Genomic DNA, 18,345 nt, shown 5'->3' with positions numbered 1-18,345 from the left:
AATTCGTTAATTTAGTTTATTTTGGAGATTTTCATCCAGCGCTTCCAGGAATTGTTCGGTAGTCAGGTAGTGTTCCGACTTTAAATCGGCGCCGTGAACAATCAACGCCAGGTCCTTGGTCATTTTTCCTGATTCCACGGTTTCAATGCAAACTTCTTCCAGTGCATTGGCAAAATCAATCAACGGTTGGTTGTCATCCAGTTTGCCACGGAAGGCCAGTCCACGTGTCCAGGCAAAAATCGATGCGATCGGGTTGGTCGAAGTCGGTTTCCCCTGCTGGTGCTGACGGTAGTGGCGTGTAACCGTTCCGTGAGCGGCTTCGGCTTCCATGGTTTTTCCATCCGGAGTAATCAATACGGATGTCATCAGTCCAAGTGAGCCAAATCCCTGTGCAACGGTGTCGCTTTGTACGTCGCCGTCGTAGTTTTTACAGGCCCAAACAAAGCCGCCGTCCCATTTCAACGCAGCTGCTACCATGTCGTCGATCAAACGATGTTCGTAAGTAATTCCGGCCGCAGCAAATTTGTCTTTGAATTCCTCTTCGTAGATTTTCTGGAAAATATCTTTAAAACGACCATCGTATTTTTTCAGGATGGTATTTTTGGTTGACATATATAAAGGCCAGCCTTTATCCAGTGCCTGGTTCATACACGAACGGGCAAATCCGGTAATCGAATCATCAGTATTGTACATGGCCATTGCCACTCCGTCGCCTTCAAAATCGTATACTTCGTGTGAAACGGTTTCACCACCGTCTTCCGGTGTAAAAGTGATGGTCAGCTTGCCTCTTCCTTTTGTTACGAAATCAGTTGCTTTGTACTGATCGCCAAAAGCGTGACGTCCGATGCAAATGGGCTGTTTCCATCCCGGAACCAGGCGCGGAATATTCGAGATCATAATCGGTTCACGAAACACGGTTCCTCCCAAAATGTTACGAATGGTGCCATTGGGCGATTTCCACATGTGTTTTAACCCAAACTCTTCCACACGGGCTTCGTCGGGTGTAATAGTGGCACATTTTACGCCTACTCCGTATTTTCTGATGGCATTGGCAGCATCCACTGTAATTTGGTCGTCGGTAGCGTCGCGACTTTCAACTCCCAGATCGTAATACTTTAAGTCGATGTCGAGATAGGGAAGAATTAGTTTTTGTTTGATGAAATCCCAAATAACCCTGGTCATTTCATCTCCGTCGAGCTCTACTACCGGGTTGAGAACCTTGATCTTTTGCATGTTTCTTTTGAATTTACTGGTTATTTAATTTTTGATTGTGTTTCAATCAACTTTTTCTATGCGGTGCAGGTTCAGCTTACTTTTCATAAAGCGGGCGTGGCTGCACCTTTCGTTTCTTAAATGTTATGTTCCCGGGCCGAAGCCCGGGGAAATTTATGTTTAATCCTTTCAGGATTGTTTGCTGCTTATTAAGCGTTTTGTTGTTTGATCAGGTTAAGCGCTGATCCTGCCTTGAACCATTCAATCTGTTGCTGATTGTAGGTGTGATTTAACTGGATGGTGTCTTTTGATCCATCGGCATGAACCACTTCAAGTGTGAGCTGCTTACCGGGTGCGAAATCAACCAGGTCAACAAAGTTGAAGGTATCGTCTTCCTGAATCAGGTCGTAATCGTTCTCATTGGCGAAGGTCAATCCGAGCATTCCCTGCTTTTTCAGGTTGGTTTCGTGAATACGCGCGAAAGACTTTACAATTACCGCACGAACACCCAGGTGGCGCGGTTCCATTGCTGCGTGTTCGCGCGAAGAGCCTTCTCCGTAATTCTGGTCGCCAATCACTACGGTTGGTATACCCGCAGCTTTGTACTGACGCTGAACTTTTGGAACTTCTTCGTACGCACCGGTCAGTTGGTTTCTTACCTTGTTGGTTTCGTCGTTGAATGCATTGACGGCACCAATCAGCATGTTATTCGAAATATTATCGAGGTGACCGCGGTAGCGCAACCAAGGCCCTGCCATCGAAATATGGTCGGTGGTACATTTCCCGAATGCTTTTACCAGCAATTTGGCGCCTGTAATGTTTTTGCCGTCCCATGCTTCGAAAGGCGACAGCAACTGCAGACGATTTGAATCAGGTGCTACATTTACCACTACGTGTGAACCATCTTCTGCCGGAGCCTGAAATCCCGCGTCTTCCACATCAAAACCCTGGGGTGGAAGTTCAAAGCCTGTTGGTTCATCCAGTTTTACTTCTTCTCCGTTTTTGTTGGTCAATGTATCGGTTTGCGGATTAAAGTCGAGTCGGCCGGCAATAGCCAACGCCGTTACCATCTCGGGTGAGGTAACAAACGCATGCGTATTGGGATTGCCGTCGGCACGTTTCGAGAAGTTTCGGTTAAAGGAGTGAACGATGGTGTTCTTTTCCTGCTTATCGGCCCCTTCGCGCGCCCACTGTCCGATACACGGGCCACAGGCGTTGGCAAATACTTTCCCGCCAATTTTTTCAAACGTATCGATAAATCCGTCGCGTTCGATGGTAAAACGAACCTGCTCCGAACCCGGAGTGATCGTAAATTCGGCTTTGGTGATCAAACCTTTTTCTTCGGCCTGTTTGGCAATCGATGCTGCTCTTGAAATATCTTCGTACGACGAGTTGGTACAACTTCCGATCAAACCAACCGAAACTTCAACGGGCCAGCCGTTTTCTTCGGCCACCTTTTTCATTTCCGAAACTGGTGTGGCACGGTCGGGCGTAAATGGCCCGTTCAAATGCGGAGCCAGTTCCGAAAGGTTGATCTCGATCAGCTGGTCGTAATATTTCTCAGGATTTGCATACACTTCCGGGTCAGCATCCAGCACGTCTTTCATCTGGTTGGCGATGGCTGCCACTTCCGATCTTCCGGTAGCGTTCAGGTAGCGCTCCATGCTTTCGTCGTAAGCAAAAATACTGGTGGTGGCGCCCACTTCGGCACCCATGTTGCAAATGGTCCCTTTTCCGGTTGCTGAAAGCGATTGGGCGCCTTCTCCGAAATATTCGATAATGGCTCCGGTTCCACCTTTTACGGTAAGAATTCCGGCAACCTTTAATATAATGTCTTTAGGTGAAGTCCAACCGCTCAGTTTGCCGGTAAGCTTTACTCCAATCATTTTAGGCATTTTCAGTTCCCAGGCCATTCCGGCCATTACATCCACCGCGTCGGCACCGCCAACGCCAATGGCCACCATTCCAAGTCCGCCCGCATTAACGGTGTGTGAGTCGGTTCCGATCATCATCCCCCCGGGGAAAGCGTAATTTTCCAAAACTACCTGGTGAATGATCCCGGCACCCGGTTTCCAGAAACCGATTCCGTATTTGTTCGAAACTGATTCCAGAAAGTCAAAAACCTCTTTGTTGGCATCTTTGGCTACCGAAAGGTCGGTTTTTCCTTCCACCTGCGCCTGAATAAGGTGGTCGCAGTGAACCGTAGAAGGAACCGCGGTTCTTTTCTTTCCTGAATTTATAAATTGAAGCAGCGCCATTTGTGCAGTTGCATCCTGCATGGCCACTCTGTCGGGTGCAAAATCTACGTAATCTGTACCTCTTTCAAAAGCTGCCAGTTCCTGGGTTTCAAAAAGATGCGCATATAAAATCTTTTCGGCATAGGTCATGGGCCGGTTTAATAATTCTTTCGCTTTCTGAACTCTCTCCGGTAGCTTTGAATAAACTTTTTTGATAAGGTCTGAATCAAACATAAGATATTTAGTTTTTTTGAATGTTTCCTTGAATTATTCTGTCGCAATTTCTTAACAACAATACGCTTTAAATGTTGATGAAAATCCGATAGAATTTTACTATAATATTTTAGTTAAATCGATTGACTGGCCGTTTAAATTAAGTTGTTTTGTAAACAAAGGTTTGTAATGTTGGTCACAGTTCTTTTCGGCTTTTTATTTAAGCTGTCTTTTCAGCTTTAAAGGGTTTTAATATACTAATTTCTTCCCTTTTTGCGAAGTCAATCCATAACTAAATTTTGAAGGGTTATGTCGTCTTAAGCGAGAGGTTGATATTGAGTGGAAAGTTTTAGCGCAAAGAGGTTTGGCATAAAAAAGGCTGCCGATTCTAGTGGCAGCCTTTGGTGAATAATTCTGGTTTTTCAAAATCGGGGTTTTGAAACAGATAATGTTATCTGGAGCGTATTTCCCGACGCATAAATAACATATAAGCCAGCCCGAAGAAAACCAGCGTTCCTGCAAATAAGGCGGTTATCTGTGGCCACACCAGCATCATACTTTGCCCCAATGGCAGCGGACTGGGAATGGCACCGCTCATTTGTTCCATGGTAAGCGGACCAAGGCTACGCACGCCCGGAACCAATAGGGTAGTGGTGGCATCGTCAAACAACTGTCCCGGGTTGAGGCGCATAATGTTTTGAATCAGTTTTTGCAACGAAACCAGCTGGTATTCGCTTATCATTTGCCGGGGCGAAATTCCTTTGGCGATTACGTTGACGATCATATTATAGAATATGCTGAAGAATAACCAAATGGAAATGCCCGCCAACGCCGAGGTTGTTGCCTGCCGGAACCCGACGGAAAACAAGATGGACAGGTTCAGCCAGAAAGCAACATAAACAATGCTGACAATCGAGAACATGAGTATTCTGAAAACTTCTTCCGCGGTGGGAGGAATACCGATAATGACCAGTCCAAATCCCAAAACCAGCAGGTTGAGTGAGAAAAACAGGATGCTCAGCACGATAAGAGATGCCAGGAATTTGGCGTTCAATACATAATCGCGGTAAATAGGCTGCGACAGAACCCGGCTGAGCGTTCCCTTGTTTTGTTCTGAGTTAATGGCGTCAAACCCCATACTGATTCCGAGCAGAGGTCCCAGAAAGCTGATGAAAACGATAAATGACGGAAGCGTTCCGTCTGAAATCGTAAACAGTTTCAGGAAGAAAAAGGATTCTTCAGGATCGTTGGTTGGTTTGGCCGTAGCAAAACCTGTAAAAGCAGTGTAAAGCGAGCCGGTACAGGTAAGCAGCACAATGGCCAGCATAATAATGAACCGCCAGCTTTTAATGATGTCAGAAATCTCTTTGTTTACGATCACCCAAAACGGACGAACGATTGAATGGTTAGTTTGCATAAGCCGTTCCTCCTTCCATTAAATGATTATAAATGGCTTCAATGCCAAATTCCTTTTTATTCAGAAAATTCAGGTTGTAGCCTTCTTCCATGATCTTTTTTGAAAGCACGAGCGAAATATCTTGTGACGATAGAACTTTAAACAATCCATTTTCTTCGCTTACCGAATCAATTTCGTTCATGTTGCTGGCCAGGTTTTGAAACCAGCCGAGCGTTAGTTTTTTACCCGCTTCGCGCGAATTGTCGGCTCCCAGTTCGATCAGGTATCTTCCGCCTGTCAGAAGTTTGGCCGATAGTGAACGAATGTCCCCAACAGCCATTAGCCTTCCTTCCAAAAAAATGCCGATACGGTCGCAAACCTGCTGCACATGCTGCAGGTCGTGTGAAGAGAAGAGAATGCTGATCCCGTGTTCGTCACGAAGTTCAATGATCAGGTTTAAAAAGTCCTGCACTCCCTTTGGGTCGATGCCGGAAGTAGGTTCATCCAGAATAATCACTTCGGGATCTTTGATCAGCACATCGGCGAGTCCCAGTCGTTGCCGCATTCCTTTCGAGAATTTCCCGGTCTTTTTGTTTTTAACTCCGGTTAATCCCACACGCTCGATCAGCTCTTCTGCTTTTTTGATGGCCTCTTTTTTGGGAATACCATTTAACATGGCTGAATAAACGAGGTTTTCAAGTGGCGTTTGATCATCGTAAAAACCAACATCTTCGGCCAGATAACCCACTTTTCTTTTTACTTCGATGGGGTGACTGGTTGAGTCGATCCCGCACACTTTCACTTCGCCGGCGCTTGGTTCGGTCAATCCCAGCATCATCAAAATGGTGGTTGATTTTCCCGAACCGTTGGGTCCGAGCAATCCAAATATTTCACCTTTTTCGATGGTCAGACAGAGATCGTCAACTGCGGTAAAGTCGCCGTATTTCTTGCTAATGTTTTGTAATTGGATAATTGGTTCGGCCACGGCTTACCTCCTTCCGTATTTTTTGAACAGAAAAACAATACCCAGCAGTACCAGCACCACAATTACAATTCCGACCAAACCTACGGTTATGGGAGTTCTGACCGAAAGCCGGAATGAAGCGGATGAATTTACTTCGGGTGTTTTGGCGTCCATTTGAACCACATAATCGCCCGGAATGGCTTTTTTCGCAGCTGTGATGGTCGCATAAACCGTTTCGGTTTGTCCTGGGGCGATTTTGCTGATTTTGGCTGGCTCAAAAGTAACACTCCAGTCTTTGGGTTTCGATGCTTTCAATTCCACATTTTCCAGATCAGTTGTGCCACTGTTTTTTACCGTCAGTTCTATTTTCTTTTCCGAGCCTGCAGTAATGTGCGCACTTAACAGACCCGATGGCGTGCTCAGATTCATTTCGTAGGTACCAGTGATCACGACTTCAAATTCCAGGTCGGCAGAGGTGGAACCCGAAACCGCTTTTACCGGAATTTTATAGGTGCCGGCTTTTACCGAGGGCGACGGTTTTACTTCGTAGCTGATACTTTTGGTCCCGTTGGCTTCTACCTCGGTTGAGGTTGCCTGCTTGTAATTGGGTTTTATAACTACACTCCAGCCACGCGGTGCATCTGCCATTAAAGCATATTGCTGGTTAGTGGCGGTTTTGTTTTTGAGCGTGGTGTTAAATGTAAAGGACGAGCTCGAAGTTCCTTCCATGTTTTTTTGGTCGCAGGTAAATTCTGTTACGCTCGAACCCGCCGATGAAACATTGATGGTTAAGGGCAAAGAAACACTGCCTGCTTTCGCATAAAAAGTGTAATTGCCTTTCTTTACCTGGTAAGGAACGTCCACTTTCAACGTGAGTGTTTTCTTTTCGCCCGGCAAAGTAGCCAGTTTGTCGATGTTGTAACCTCCGGCGGTGATGCTGTGATCCCAGGAACGGGGAATGTTACTCGCCGAGATGTCTTCGTTCCGGATCTTTGATCCCTTGTTGATCACATCAATCGAGTAGCTAACCGAATTTCCCGGAGAGACTGAAACTTTTGTGTAAGGCGTATAAAGAACCAGACTGTCGGTTTGTGCCTTACTTTGATTAAACGAAAACAACACCAGAAATGTGGTAACAATAAAAGATTTGATAAGTAGTAATTTGTTCATGTCACTGATTTTTAGTTTTACATATTTATTGATTCAATAATAGTTTTCCGATGGCCGATAATTGCTTACAAGCAACCTGTATTACTGCGTTAATAAATTGCAATTCGTTTTTAGAATTTTTGGGTGAAGGGAGGTAATCGAAAATGTTTAACAGTGACTGTTTGGAGGCGGAAGATCGTAAATATACAGATGGTACATTGTCCTTGTTTTGTCAACAGGGCCAGTATCTTTTAATTCATTTTTTGTGGTTTCGGTGTATCTTTTTACCGGACTTTCGGTAAGTGCGATATCCGGATGATCGTAATCATCGCTTCGAAAAGTAGGAGTATCAATGTTGTCGGAGAAAATATGGCCCGTGTAGATGCCTACATAAACTGCTGATCTGTTATCCCTGAGTATTGTGCCGGTGTTTGTCTCCGGCCTTAGCAGAAAGCCTAAAGCAAGAAATATTAAAACCAGTTTTTCCATTCAAAATCTCTTTATTAAATCCACGATTGAACGTAATAATTAACTTTTTGAGGTGGTACAAATTTATTTACATTTTATGCTGAAAAGTGTAAAACAAAGTTAACGCGCGTTAAAAAATCTGGAATATGTTTAATAGAAACAAGCATCTCAAAACTACAGTGACAATGGTTTATAGGTATTTTGGGTAATACTAAATCGTCACAATGCACGAATCGGGTAACCAGCCTTTGTTTCCGTCGGCCAGCCTGATTTCTCTCCAGCTGTCGAGGCGGTCGGTTATATCCACTTTTACGCCTTCGTAGATCAAAAATAAATCGGTTCCCGTTTCTGCGGGCGAACTCTTCACGGTTACCCTCGGGCAAAATACAATGGCCTGGTCATGTTTGTTGATCACCGCCTTCTGATGGGCTGCCCACGAAAACGTGAAGCCTGAAAATACAACCGCCAGGATCCCAAACCAGAATGCAAAACGTTTGGCTGTTGAGCTCTTGCTAAATAAAAACAAGCCCAGCAGCAGCAGGAAAAGAATAAAAGCGCCTACACTTATGGCTGCCCAGGTATCGGTTGGGTATTTATTGATAACCGATGTTTTCCAGCGCAGAAAGAAAGGCTTAGGCAATTCTTCGATTTTGGTGACCACAAACTGGTTGGCAATTTGCAGGTTAAAAGCGATGTCTTCATCCTGCGGAGCCAGCTTTTGCGCCCGCTCGTAATTCAGAATGGCATTGTTAACATCACCGGCTTTGTAATACGCATTTCCCAAATTAAAATACAGTTTAGCCGATTCCTGCCCATTGGTCAGTATCTGTTCGTAAGCTGAAATGGCCTGTTGGTATTCTTCGGCCGTATAGTGGTTGTTGGCCTGCTCCCACAAAGCGGTATTGTTTTCCTGGGCATTCAGGAAAAAGGGGAGGGCAAATAATATGATAGCAAATAACTTCTTCATTTCTTCTGTTGTAAACGGTGAATGAACACTATTTCTTAATCTGTTTCTCGAACCGGCTCATGGTTGCTTCAGCCTTTTTATAGAGCTCATGACGTGCTTCAGAGCCTCCGGCGGGCGCATAGCGGGCAAATTCACACTGACCGATAACATCTTCGAAGTCGGTGATCACCTGCTGGTCTACATTTTTGCTGTGCAGTCCGGCCACTGCACTTTCCCGGTTCAGATCGGCCACCGGAATTCCCAGCTTATCGCTCAGGTATCCCCAGAAAGCTTTCAGAATAGCATCGTGGAAAGCTTCGTTGTTGTTCTGCTTCATAAAGCCCGCAGCTGCTTTCAGACGTTTTGTGGCAACTCGGTTGGCCTTTTTGTTACGCATCAGCGCAATGTTGGCATTTTCGCGTGCTTTCTTCCGGTAAACGATGTATAAGATCACGAACAGCAAAGCACTTCCTGCATACAAGAGGTAAAACAATACACTTCCGTAGAAGGTATCACCCTTGGCACGCAGCGATGGATTTCCCTGTTGAATGTAACGGATGTCTTTTCCGATCAGCTGCAGGTCTTCTTTTCTCAGCGAGCTCACCACGGTGGCAGATTGCTCTTCGGTTCCTTTTGTTACATGCAGGGTGTACTCGGGCGTGGCAGCCGATTCGTACCTTCCCGACGCCGGGTTGAACCACGAGAATTTGATCGAAGGAATGGTATAATCACCTTCGAAACGCGGCTGGAACAAGTACTCGATGGTTTTGGTACCCGAAACGCCGTTATCGCTTGCTTTTACGTTGTCGGTAGCACGCGGGTCGTAAACTTCAAAATCACTGGGCAACTGAAGTTCCGGTGTGCGCACCAGGCGAATGTTCCCGTTGCCGTTTATTTTTAACGTAAGCGTTACCGCATCGTTGGTGGTTACATTCTCGCTGCTGATTTGTGAACTGACGCTGAAATTCCCCACACCGCCCATAAAATCCTTGGGTGCAGCGGGCAGGTCTTTTACATTTACCGAAACCTGGTCGCTGGTAACGTGCGCCTTCACATTGCGGTAGCTGTCAAAAAAGTCGTCGAAGAAACTACGCGGCTTTACGCGTTGCCTGACTACCAGCGACAAGCTAAACGGTTTTATTTGTATGCTCCCGTTTTGCTGCGGGAACAGGATCGTTTTCTTTAGGATGCCGACCTGGTATATTTTGTCGTTGTATACTTCGCGGGTGAAATTGATCTGCTGCGGAATCTCCATATCCTGGGTGTAGAATCCCTCATAAGTAGGGAGGTTTACTTCGTCAAAGCCGTAGATCGGGATGTTCGGATCCACATACAGTTTTACGGTGGAGATGATCTGTTCTCCGCGGAACACGTTTCTTTTGCTTAAATCAACGCGAACAAAAAGGTTGTCTTTGCTGAGGTTCAGCGTTTCTGTGGTACCCTGTTGTGTCTGTCCGCCTCCGCTTGGCTGTTGCTGCTGCTGAGAAGGCTGCGACTGCGATTTTACCACCTGGATCGTTAGTGAATTGGATTCAATTACTTTGCCATCCACTTCGATCGAGGCCGGTCTTATTTCAAAAGTACCTTCCTTTTTAGAGCGCAAAATGTAGGTGTACGAATAAGTGGTTTCGGAGGTGGTGCGCCCGTTAATGCTTTGTATACTGGTCGACTGGCCAGTGCTGGGTCCCATCAGAATCTGAAAGTTGTCGCTTAATCCCGGAGGAAGCTGGAGTTTGTTGCCCCGGTCGTTGAGTGTAAAACTTAATCTGAATTGCTGTCCGTTTTCCACGGCATTCGGAGCCGACATCGTAAATCGGGTGTCCTGCGCATGGGCAATTCCAAGTATGCTTACCAGAAAAATGTATGTTATCAGTGTCCTCATTGTCTTGTAAAGCCTACAAAATTATTATTTTTTAGCTACGAGCTTCAAGCTATGAGCTACGAGCTTTTTTATTTAATACAGCCGCAATTTTCATTACGTTCCTAACTTAGCCTCAGCCTTCGCCTTTCTCTTCTACCACTCTTTCTCGGTCTGCATCCGCTTGGCTTTGGCGGCCTTTTCTTTCTTTACCTTGTCCTGAATCTTACGTTCGTCGTTTTGCAAAGCCTGCAGCAGCTGTTCAGCATCCTGTTTCGAGATCTTGTTTTGCTGCGGTTGTTGCTGCTGTTGCTGATCTTTGTTTTGCTGATCCTGATTCTGCTTGTTTTGATCCTGGTTTTTATTCTGATCCTGCTGATCTTTGTTTTGGTCCTTGTTCTGATCTTTATTTTGCTGATCCTTGTTCTGGTCCTGCTGGTCTTTGTTTTGATCTTTATTCTGATCCTGGTTTTGCTGATTTTGTTGTTGCTGCTGCTCCTGTTGTTTTTTCAGCATTTGTGCATAGGCCAGGTTGTACTTTGTTTCCAGGTCAGAAGGATTTTCGCGCAGGGCTTTTTTGTACGATTCAATGCTTTCGTCCAGTTTGTTTTGCATCAGCTGGGTATTTCCCAAGTTGTGGTTGGCAAAAGCACGTTCCACCGGCTCTTCCATTTTTTCGGCCAGTTCGCTGAATTTCCCTTCGGCATCCTCAAAACGCTGTTGTTTGTACATGGCATCTGCCAGGTTGTAGTTCCACTTCAGGTCGTTGGGGCGTTTGTTCAGTGCTTTGCGGTATTCGGTTTCTGCATTGCTGAATTTTACCGAATCTATTTGGGTGGTATCCCGCACAGCTTCCATAAACAGCTTGTTGCCGTTGCGGACAAATTTGCGTTCGTTTTGCGCAAAAACATTCCCGGCAATCAATACAAGCAAAACTATGTAATAAATTCTCTTCATCTTTTTCTCTTCTAACTTTCAACTTCAGTTTTCCAACTAACTCTTAAACAAATGAATGTTCTTCAGATACTTGTTTTTTCTTTCCAGAATAACAAATTCGAGTAACAGGAGGAAAAGTCCTATCGCAAAAAAGAACTGGAACTGGTCGTCGTATTCCGAGTAGGTACGCGATTCCATTTCCTGTTTTTCCATTTTATTGATCTCGTCAAAAAGCGTATTCAAACCTACCTGGGCATTGTTGGCGCGGATGTAAATTCCACTGCCGGCTGCCGATATCTGCTCCAGCATCTGTTCGTTCAACTTGGTGATCACCACATTTCCGTCGCGGTCTTTCATGTAGTCGGTTTGTCCGTTTCTCAAAACCGGGATAGGAGAGCCAGATGGCAGCCCCATTCCGATGGTGTGGACAATGATGCCGTCTTCGAGTGCTGCTTTGGCAGAAGCAATCGCGTCGTCTTCGTGGTTTTCGCCATCGGTTATCACGATGATCGCCTTGTTGGCTTTTTCGCCCGGAGTAAACGAACGGTGTGCCAGGTCGATGGCAGCGCCAATGGCGGTTCCCTGTTTCGGAACGATCTGCGTATTTACCGAGTTCAAAAACAATTTGGCTGAATTGTAATCCGCCGTAATCGGCAGTTGGGTATAAGCATCGCCGGCAAACACGATCAACCCGATTTTATCGTCTTCCAAACGGTCGATCAGGCGCGAGATGGCGCGCTTGGCCCGTTCCAGTCGGTTGGGCTGAATGTCCTCGGCCATCATGCTGTTTGATACATCGAGGGCGATGATCAGCTCCACGCCTTCACGCTTTACGGTTTTCAGTTTCGAACCAAACTGCGGGCGGGCAAGTCCGGTAATGATAAAAGCCAGCGCCAGCATCAGCACAATAAACTTAACTACCGGGCGCGTACGCGAACTGAAAGGCATCAGCTGTTCGAGCATTTCCCTTCTTCCGAACTTTTTCAATGCCCGGCGGCGTGCAATACGCGACCATGCAAAAAACAGGGTCAGTAACGGAATGAGTAACAGCCCCCATAAATATTCGCTATTTCCAAATCTAAACATTTCCATACTCAAACATTATTTATGGGATGGTTCTGAATATCGTTATCCTTAAAAATAAACTCAGGATCAAAAACAAGGCTCCCAGCAGCGCGAAGGGCATGAATTCTTCCGATTTGCGGCTGAATTCGCGTACTTCGATCTTGGATTTTTCCAGTGCATCGATCTCCTTGTAGATCTCTTCCAATTTGGTGTTGCCGGTGGCCCTGAAATACTTTCCATCAGTCAGCGACGAAATTTTTTGCAGGGTTTCCTCGTCGATTTTTACTTCCATATCGCGTAGTTGCACCTGTTCGCCAAAGGGTGTTTGCACCCGGAAAGGGTAGGGCGCTGTTCCGATCGATCCCACACCAACGGTATAAACGCGTATCCCAAAGGTTTTGGCAATTTCGGCAGCCGTAACCGGCGCTACTTCTCCGCGGTTGTTTTCACCGTCGGTCAGCAGGATCACCACGCGGCTCACGGCTTCGCTGTCTTTCAAACGGGCTACGGCGGTGGCCAGTCCGTTTCCGATGGCCGTACCGTCTTCGATCATGTCGCTGTGAATATCCTTAAAAAGGTTCAGCAACACGGCACGGTCGGTGGTGAGCGGACATTGCGTAAACGCCTCGCCGGCAAAAACTACCAGACCCATGCGGTCGTATTCACGGCCTGCAATAAATTCCATGGCCACATTTTTGGCTGCTTCCAAACGGTTGGGCTGAAAATCCTGCGCCAACATACTGCTCGAAATATCGAGTGCCACCACAATGTCGATTCCTTCTGTTTCACTTGTCTCCCAGTTTTTCGACGATTGTGGGCGGGCCAGTACCACCACAAAAAAGGCCAGTGCAATTACAAAGCAAACATACACCAGGTGACGCAGGTAATGACGGATCGTCAGCGGCGCCTTAAACACCGGTGCTGTAGTTGAAACCTGGATGCTTGCTGTATTTTTTTTCTGCCGGAAAATATACCAGGCCGTCATGGGTATCAGTACCCATAAAATATGGAATAGTTCCGGGTTCTTAAATGTCAATCCTTCCAACATCCTTCTCTATTTTATTTCAACTTCTTCCACGTTATCATCTTCTTCGCCTTTGGCTTTCTCCTCCGGCTTTTTGGCCACTTCTTTCTTGGTATCGTTTACAAAGAAGTAGGCATTTACCAGTGCCATGTTGTCGTCGTCAGGCAGCGGCTGGTACTTGGCAAATTTCACGAGGTCGGCCAGTTGCAGTATCTGCCCCAGGTTACCCAGCGATTTGTCGTTTAACAAGCCTTTCTGCAGCCGGAAACTTTCCAGAATTTCATCGGTCACCTGTTCCATGGCGCGGATTTCAAAGCGATCCTCGATGTACATCCGGAGGGCATCGGTCAGCTCGCTGTAATACTGCTTGGTTTTGCCCTGCTGCCATACTTTTTCCGATTTGATGCGGTCGAGCTCGCGAAGAGCTACCACATGCGGCGGTTCCTTCGGCTTTTGCGGCCGGGCAAAAATCGGCTGGTTTTTCTTCTTCCGTTTGATCGAATACAGCAGGAAGAAAATAATGGCACCGATCAGGATGACACCCAGAATATAAGGCGTTACCTCTTTCAGCGTCAGCGGAGCATCGTAAGGCATTTTAATATCGGTCGGCCCCTTGGTGGTGTCGATCTCCATGGTAAACACATTCAGCGTAACCCCGTTGCTGGGTACCGAATCGTTGAGGCCCTCGGTGGCAATTTTAAACCAGTAGGGCGGAATGCGGTAGCTTCCACTGTCGAAACATGTAATGGTGTACGCCTGTATCTGTTTGATGTAATCCTCTTTGTCGGCTTCAAAAGTGTCGATGGCCGAACGGTCGAGTACTTCAATCAACCCGGCAATGGTATCCGGCACCTGCGGAAACTGAACATCCACATCTTTCGGATGATCGATCTGCAGGAATAGTTTTACCTGGTCTCCCAGCAGGATATTGGTTGAATCGAGGCTGGCAGTGGCTTTTATCCGCTGCGCACTCACCTGACCATTTGCCAGAAAGAAAAGTAAAAGAACAAGCAAACCCGCCCATGAAATCAGCCTTCGACTCCGCTCAGGCTGACGGTCACAGTGAGCGTAGTCGAACTGTGGATTGCTTTTCAGTATTGTTTTACGTATAGCGTTCATTTCTTCTATTTTAATGCCCGTTTCCGAAACAGGGTCATTAACGATTTCACATAATCTTCGTTGGTGTCGATGGCCACATAATCCACGCCGCATTTTTTGAACATCACATCCAGGCGCGCTGTGTGCTTTCTCCACCAGTCGGAATACATATTTCGGGTTCTGCGCGAACTGCTGTCCACCCACACATAATGGCCGGTTTCTGCATCTTTTAACTTGATCATCCCGATTGAAGGCAGCTCGGTTTCCCGTTCGTCGAAAATTTTCAGTGCCACCACATCGTGTTTGTTGTTGGCGATCGACAGTGCCATTTCCAGCTCGGTGTTTTCGTCCATAAAGTCGGAAATCACAAAGGCGGTGCAACGCTTTTTGATGGCGTTGGTGAGGTAACGAATGGCTTCGGTAATGTCGGTGCCGCGGTCTTCGGGCTGAAAATCGATCAACTCGCGAATGATGCGCAGAATATGGCTTTTCCCTTTTTTCGGCGGAATAAACTTCTCGATTTTGTCCGAGAAAAAGATCACCCCGATTTTATCGTTGTTTTGAATCGCTGAAAACGAAAGCACGGCCGACAATTCGGTGATCACATTCTTTTTGAGTTTTTCAAAAGTACCAAACTCGCGCGACCCGCTTACGTCGATCAGCAGCATCACGGTGAGTTCGCGTTCTTCTTCAAAAACCTTTACGTAGGGGTGGTTGTACCGGGCGGTCACATTCCAGTCGATGTTCCGGATGTCGTCGCCAAACTGGTATTCCCGCACTTCCGAGAAAGCCATGCCCCGTCCTTTAAAGGCGCTGTGGTATTCTCCCGCAAAAATATTCCGCGAAAGCCCCCGCGTCTTGATCTCAATCTTCCGTACCTTTTTTAATAAATCTGTTGTTTCCATACCAGAGTTCAAAGTTTAAAGCCCGCCTGAACGATTCAGTCGGGCAGGTTCAGTGTTCAAAGTAGTGTTTGAACAACTGTTAACTGCGACTGTCAACTGCGACTCGTTAAGGAACTTCAACCGTATTCAAAATGTCGGTAATAATTTCTTCCGAAGTAATGTTGTTGGCTTCGGCTTCGTAGCTCAACCCAATACGGTGACGCAACACATCGGGACAAACCGCGCGCACATCTTCCGGGATCACATAACCACGGCGTTTGATAAACGCATAGGCTTTGGAGGCCTGTGCCAGGCTGATTCCCGCCCTTGGCGAAGCGCCGTACGAAATCATGCTCGCATATTTCTCCAATTTGTACTCCCTTGGTTCGCGGGTGGCAAACACAATGTCAACAATGTATTTCTGGATTTTTTCGTCCATGTACACGTCTTTCACCACATCGCGGGCTTTGATAATATCTTCGGGTTTCAGAATGGTGCTGGTTTCGGGGAACTGACGCAGCAGGTTCTGGTTGATGATCTGGCGTTCTTCTTCCTTTTTCGGGTAGTTGATCACCACCTTCAGCATAAAACGGTCCACCTGTGCTTCGGGCAGCGGGTAAGTACCTTCCTGCTCGATCGGGTTTTGCGTGGCCATTACCAGGAAAGGCTCATCCAGCTTAAACGTGTTGTCGCTGATGGTTACCTGGCGTTCCTGCATGGCTTCGAGCAATGCCGACTGCACTTTGGCGGGCGCACGGTTGATCTCATCGGCCAAAATAAAGTTGGCAAAGATCGGCCCTTTTTTGATCGAAAACTCTTCTCTTTTCTGACTGTAGATCATGGTTCCCAGCAAGTCGGCAGGCAACAGGTCGGGCGTAAACTGGATACGCGCAAACTTTGCGCTGATGGTTTGTGCCAGCGATTTAATAGCCAGCGTTTTTGCCAGTCCCGGAACCCCTTCGAGCAAAATGTGCCCGTTGGAAAGTAAGCCGATCAACAGGCTTTCCACCAAATGTTTCTGACCCACAATTACTTTGTTCATCTCCATTGAAACCATATCAACGAACGAACTTTCTCGTTGAATCCTTTCGTTCAATTCCTTAATGTCAACAGCTTGATTCATATGCGTGTAATTCTTTATATTTTTTACTTTCCGTATAAACTCGATTTTGTTTTTTGGAGAGACGAACGACCGGTGCCGGAAGAAGTTTTTCTGTCCGAACGGGTATGTTTCCTGTTGTTTTGAATTTCGGAACGAAAATCTCAGTACTCATATCTCAAAATCTATTCGTCTCTTTTTACGAAGGCACGAATTTAAGTCATTATGACATTTATTCCCCTATTCTTTTGTTAAAAAAATTTAAGTAAAGGCGAATCAAAAACTCGTGTTAACAAAGAATAACATGTCATTAGGAAAGCGTTAAGAGTTCAGGGACGGAAGGACGGAGGAATTGATGGATGGACGGACAGAATGGCGGAGTTCGTGTGAGAATGCTTGAATATTATGCAATGGCTTGTGGCTCTGTGTTGCTGCGTTGCCGTGTTGCTGTTTTGTACTCGAAGCGTGTAGTTCAGAGTTTAGAGTTCAAAGTTCAGAGTTGCGCTCCATGCTCCATGCTCCGTGCAATTTATCAATTTAACAGTTTTACAATCTAGCCCAGCTCACAGCACTTCCCATTTGTCCCCATTTTAGGGGGACGAGGAATTTCGGAGGCTTCGACGACGGAATGACGGAGGGGGTCCTGCAGTAGCAGAGTCAGAGTTCAGAGTTGTGCTCTATGCACTACGCTCCATGCTCTTTGAAAGAGTTGGCTTCGCTCGCTCGTCGTAACACCAAAGAGGGGGCGTTCCGGCAGCGGACAGCTGCTGACAATTTCCAGTTACGACACCCTGTGTCCGCTGCCACATGAAAATAGAAAGGAACGTCATTGCGATTCGTCCGTCAGCCGACGGACGGAGAAGCAATCTGAAGGGGATGTGTTGCTGTATTGCATTCGCTGCGTGAAATTTGTTGCGCGGGATTTCGTAACTTGTATATCCATCCAAAATCGTTCGACCATGAAACGCATTGTTGTTTTCCTGTTACTGCTCAGCTTTGTTCCCGGTGTATGGGGCCAGGACCGCTACGACAAACAAACCATGTACGATTACTTTCAGCAGCAGCAACACCGGCGCAACAAAACCGGGTGGCTTTTGCTGGGCTGCGGAACTGGTGCAATGGTGGTAGGTTTTATCGGTTTTGCCGCTTCGTGGGAAAGCAGTTCGTATGCCACCACCGATGCCTTTGGCTACCTGTTTAGTGCGGGCTTTGTGGCCAGTATTGTCAGCATTCCGTTTTTTATTGGTGCACACACCAGCAAAAAGAAAGCGGCGTCGCTGGTTTTTGAAATGCAAAACCCCGCGCCTCCTGACATTAGGGGCTATGCTTTTCATCCCGAACCCATCCCCGCAGTAAAGCTGACTATCAGGTTTTAGTGGCTGTGGTGCTGTTAGTTTAGAGTTTAGAGTTCAGAGTTCAGTGTTTTGCACGTCGCTCGAAGTTCCATGTCCCTTGCAATTTATCCATTTCTCAATTTGACAATAGTTTGTGTTGCAGTGTTGCTGTTCTGCTGTATTGTACTCGCGGCTCACGGCTCACAGCTCGAAGCTTAAAGTTCAGAGTTGCGCTCCATGCTCCGTGCAATTTAACCGTTTTACAATTTGACAATTTAGCCCAGCTCACAGCGCTTCCCATTTGTCCCCATTTAGGGGGACGAGGAATTCCGGAGGCTCAGCCACCGGAATGACGGAGGGGGTGTTGCTGTAGCAGAGTTCAGTGTTCAGAGTTCAGAGTTTTGCTCTTTGCACTCCGCTCCATGCTCTTTGAAAGAGTTGGCTTCGCTCGCTCGCCATGAC

General features: G+C 46.6%; 15 protein-coding genes. 1 reads left to right on the top strand and 14 read right to left on the bottom strand.

Features of this window, described 5'->3' with window-relative positions; translation table 11 throughout:
* Positions 1-6 precede the first annotated feature (6 nt).
* From INQ51_RS07370 to INQ51_RS07305, 14 genes are all read right to left on the bottom strand, one after another.
* The gene (locus INQ51_RS07370; RefSeq protein WP_233377289.1) at positions 7-1,233 is read right to left on the bottom strand and encodes an isocitrate dehydrogenase (NADP(+)); all 1,227 of its coding nucleotides are present in this window, start codon (positions 1,231-1,233) and stop codon (positions 7-9) included.
* A gap of 188 nt (positions 1,234-1,421) precedes the next feature.
* Positions 1,422-3,683 (bottom strand): aconitate hydratase, encoded by a 2,262-nt coding sequence (locus tag INQ51_RS07365; protein WP_233377287.1) that lies wholly within the window; start codon positions 3,681-3,683, stop codon positions 1,422-1,424.
* A gap of 430 nt (positions 3,684-4,113) precedes the next feature.
* Positions 4,114-5,079, bottom strand: coding sequence for an ABC transporter permease (locus INQ51_RS07360; protein WP_233377285.1), 966 nt, complete (start codon positions 5,077-5,079; stop codon positions 4,114-4,116).
* Positions 5,069-6,043: an ABC transporter ATP-binding protein gene (locus INQ51_RS07355; protein ID WP_233377283.1), complete on the bottom strand. Its 975-nt coding sequence runs from the start codon at positions 6,041-6,043 to the stop codon at positions 5,069-5,071. Before INQ51_RS07355 ends, INQ51_RS07360 begins: the two co-directional genes overlap by 11 nt.
* Before the next feature lie 3 nt (positions 6,044-6,046).
* Complete coding sequence (locus INQ51_RS07350) at positions 6,047-7,192, bottom strand: NEW3 domain-containing protein (RefSeq protein ID WP_233377282.1); 1,146 nt, start codon at positions 7,190-7,192, stop codon at positions 6,047-6,049.
* Positions 7,193-7,339: 147 nt separating this feature from the next.
* Positions 7,340-7,660, bottom strand: coding sequence for a hypothetical protein (locus tag INQ51_RS07345; RefSeq protein ID WP_119439307.1), 321 nt, complete (start codon positions 7,658-7,660; stop codon positions 7,340-7,342).
* A gap of 190 nt (positions 7,661-7,850) precedes the next feature.
* Positions 7,851-8,606 carry a tetratricopeptide repeat protein gene (locus tag INQ51_RS07340; RefSeq protein ID WP_233377281.1) on the bottom strand — a complete coding sequence of 252 codons (756 nt, stop codon included), beginning with the start codon at positions 8,604-8,606 and terminating at the stop codon, positions 7,851-7,853.
* A 28-nt stretch (positions 8,607-8,634) separates the two neighbouring features.
* A complete protein-coding gene (locus INQ51_RS07335; protein WP_233377279.1) occupies positions 8,635-10,467 on the bottom strand; it encodes a BatD family protein in 1,833 nt (610 codons plus the stop codon).
* A gap of 132 nt (positions 10,468-10,599) precedes the next feature.
* Positions 10,600-11,400 carry a tetratricopeptide repeat protein gene (locus INQ51_RS07330; protein WP_233377277.1) on the bottom strand — a complete coding sequence of 267 codons (801 nt, stop codon included), beginning with the start codon at positions 11,398-11,400 and terminating at the stop codon, positions 10,600-10,602.
* Positions 11,401-11,436: 36 nt separating this feature from the next.
* Positions 11,437-12,471 carry a VWA domain-containing protein gene (locus tag INQ51_RS07325; RefSeq protein WP_233377276.1) on the bottom strand — a complete coding sequence of 345 codons (1,035 nt, stop codon included), beginning with the start codon at positions 12,469-12,471 and terminating at the stop codon, positions 11,437-11,439.
* A gap of 13 nt (positions 12,472-12,484) precedes the next feature.
* Positions 12,485-13,492: a vWA domain-containing protein gene (locus INQ51_RS07320; protein ID WP_119439310.1), complete on the bottom strand. Its 1,008-nt coding sequence runs from the start codon at positions 13,490-13,492 to the stop codon at positions 12,485-12,487.
* Between the two features lie 6 nt (positions 13,493-13,498).
* Positions 13,499-14,587 carry a hypothetical protein gene (locus tag INQ51_RS07315; protein ID WP_233377275.1) on the bottom strand — a complete coding sequence of 363 codons (1,089 nt, stop codon included), beginning with the start codon at positions 14,585-14,587 and terminating at the stop codon, positions 13,499-13,501.
* A 5-nt stretch (positions 14,588-14,592) separates the two neighbouring features.
* Positions 14,593-15,471 (bottom strand): DUF58 domain-containing protein, encoded by an 879-nt coding sequence (locus INQ51_RS07310; RefSeq protein WP_233377274.1) that lies wholly within the window; start codon positions 15,469-15,471, stop codon positions 14,593-14,595.
* A 106-nt stretch (positions 15,472-15,577) separates the two neighbouring features.
* Entirely contained in the window at positions 15,578-16,507 is a 930-nt protein-coding gene (locus INQ51_RS07305; RefSeq protein ID WP_410796273.1) for an AAA family ATPase, read from the bottom strand.
* Between the two features lie 1,001 nt (positions 16,508-17,508).
* On the opposite strand from INQ51_RS07305, the gene INQ51_RS07300 reads away from it, so the two are divergent.
* Positions 17,509-17,925: a hypothetical protein gene (locus tag INQ51_RS07300; RefSeq protein ID WP_233377271.1), complete on the top strand. Its 417-nt coding sequence runs from the start codon at positions 17,509-17,511 to the stop codon at positions 17,923-17,925.
* Positions 17,926-18,345 lie beyond the last annotated feature (420 nt).

It is taken from the genome of Maribellus sp. CM-23 (genome assembly GCF_021354595.1).
Classification (GTDB): domain Bacteria; phylum Bacteroidota; class Bacteroidia; order Bacteroidales; family Prolixibacteraceae; genus Draconibacterium.
This window is presented reverse-complemented; position numbering and strand designations above follow the sequence as displayed.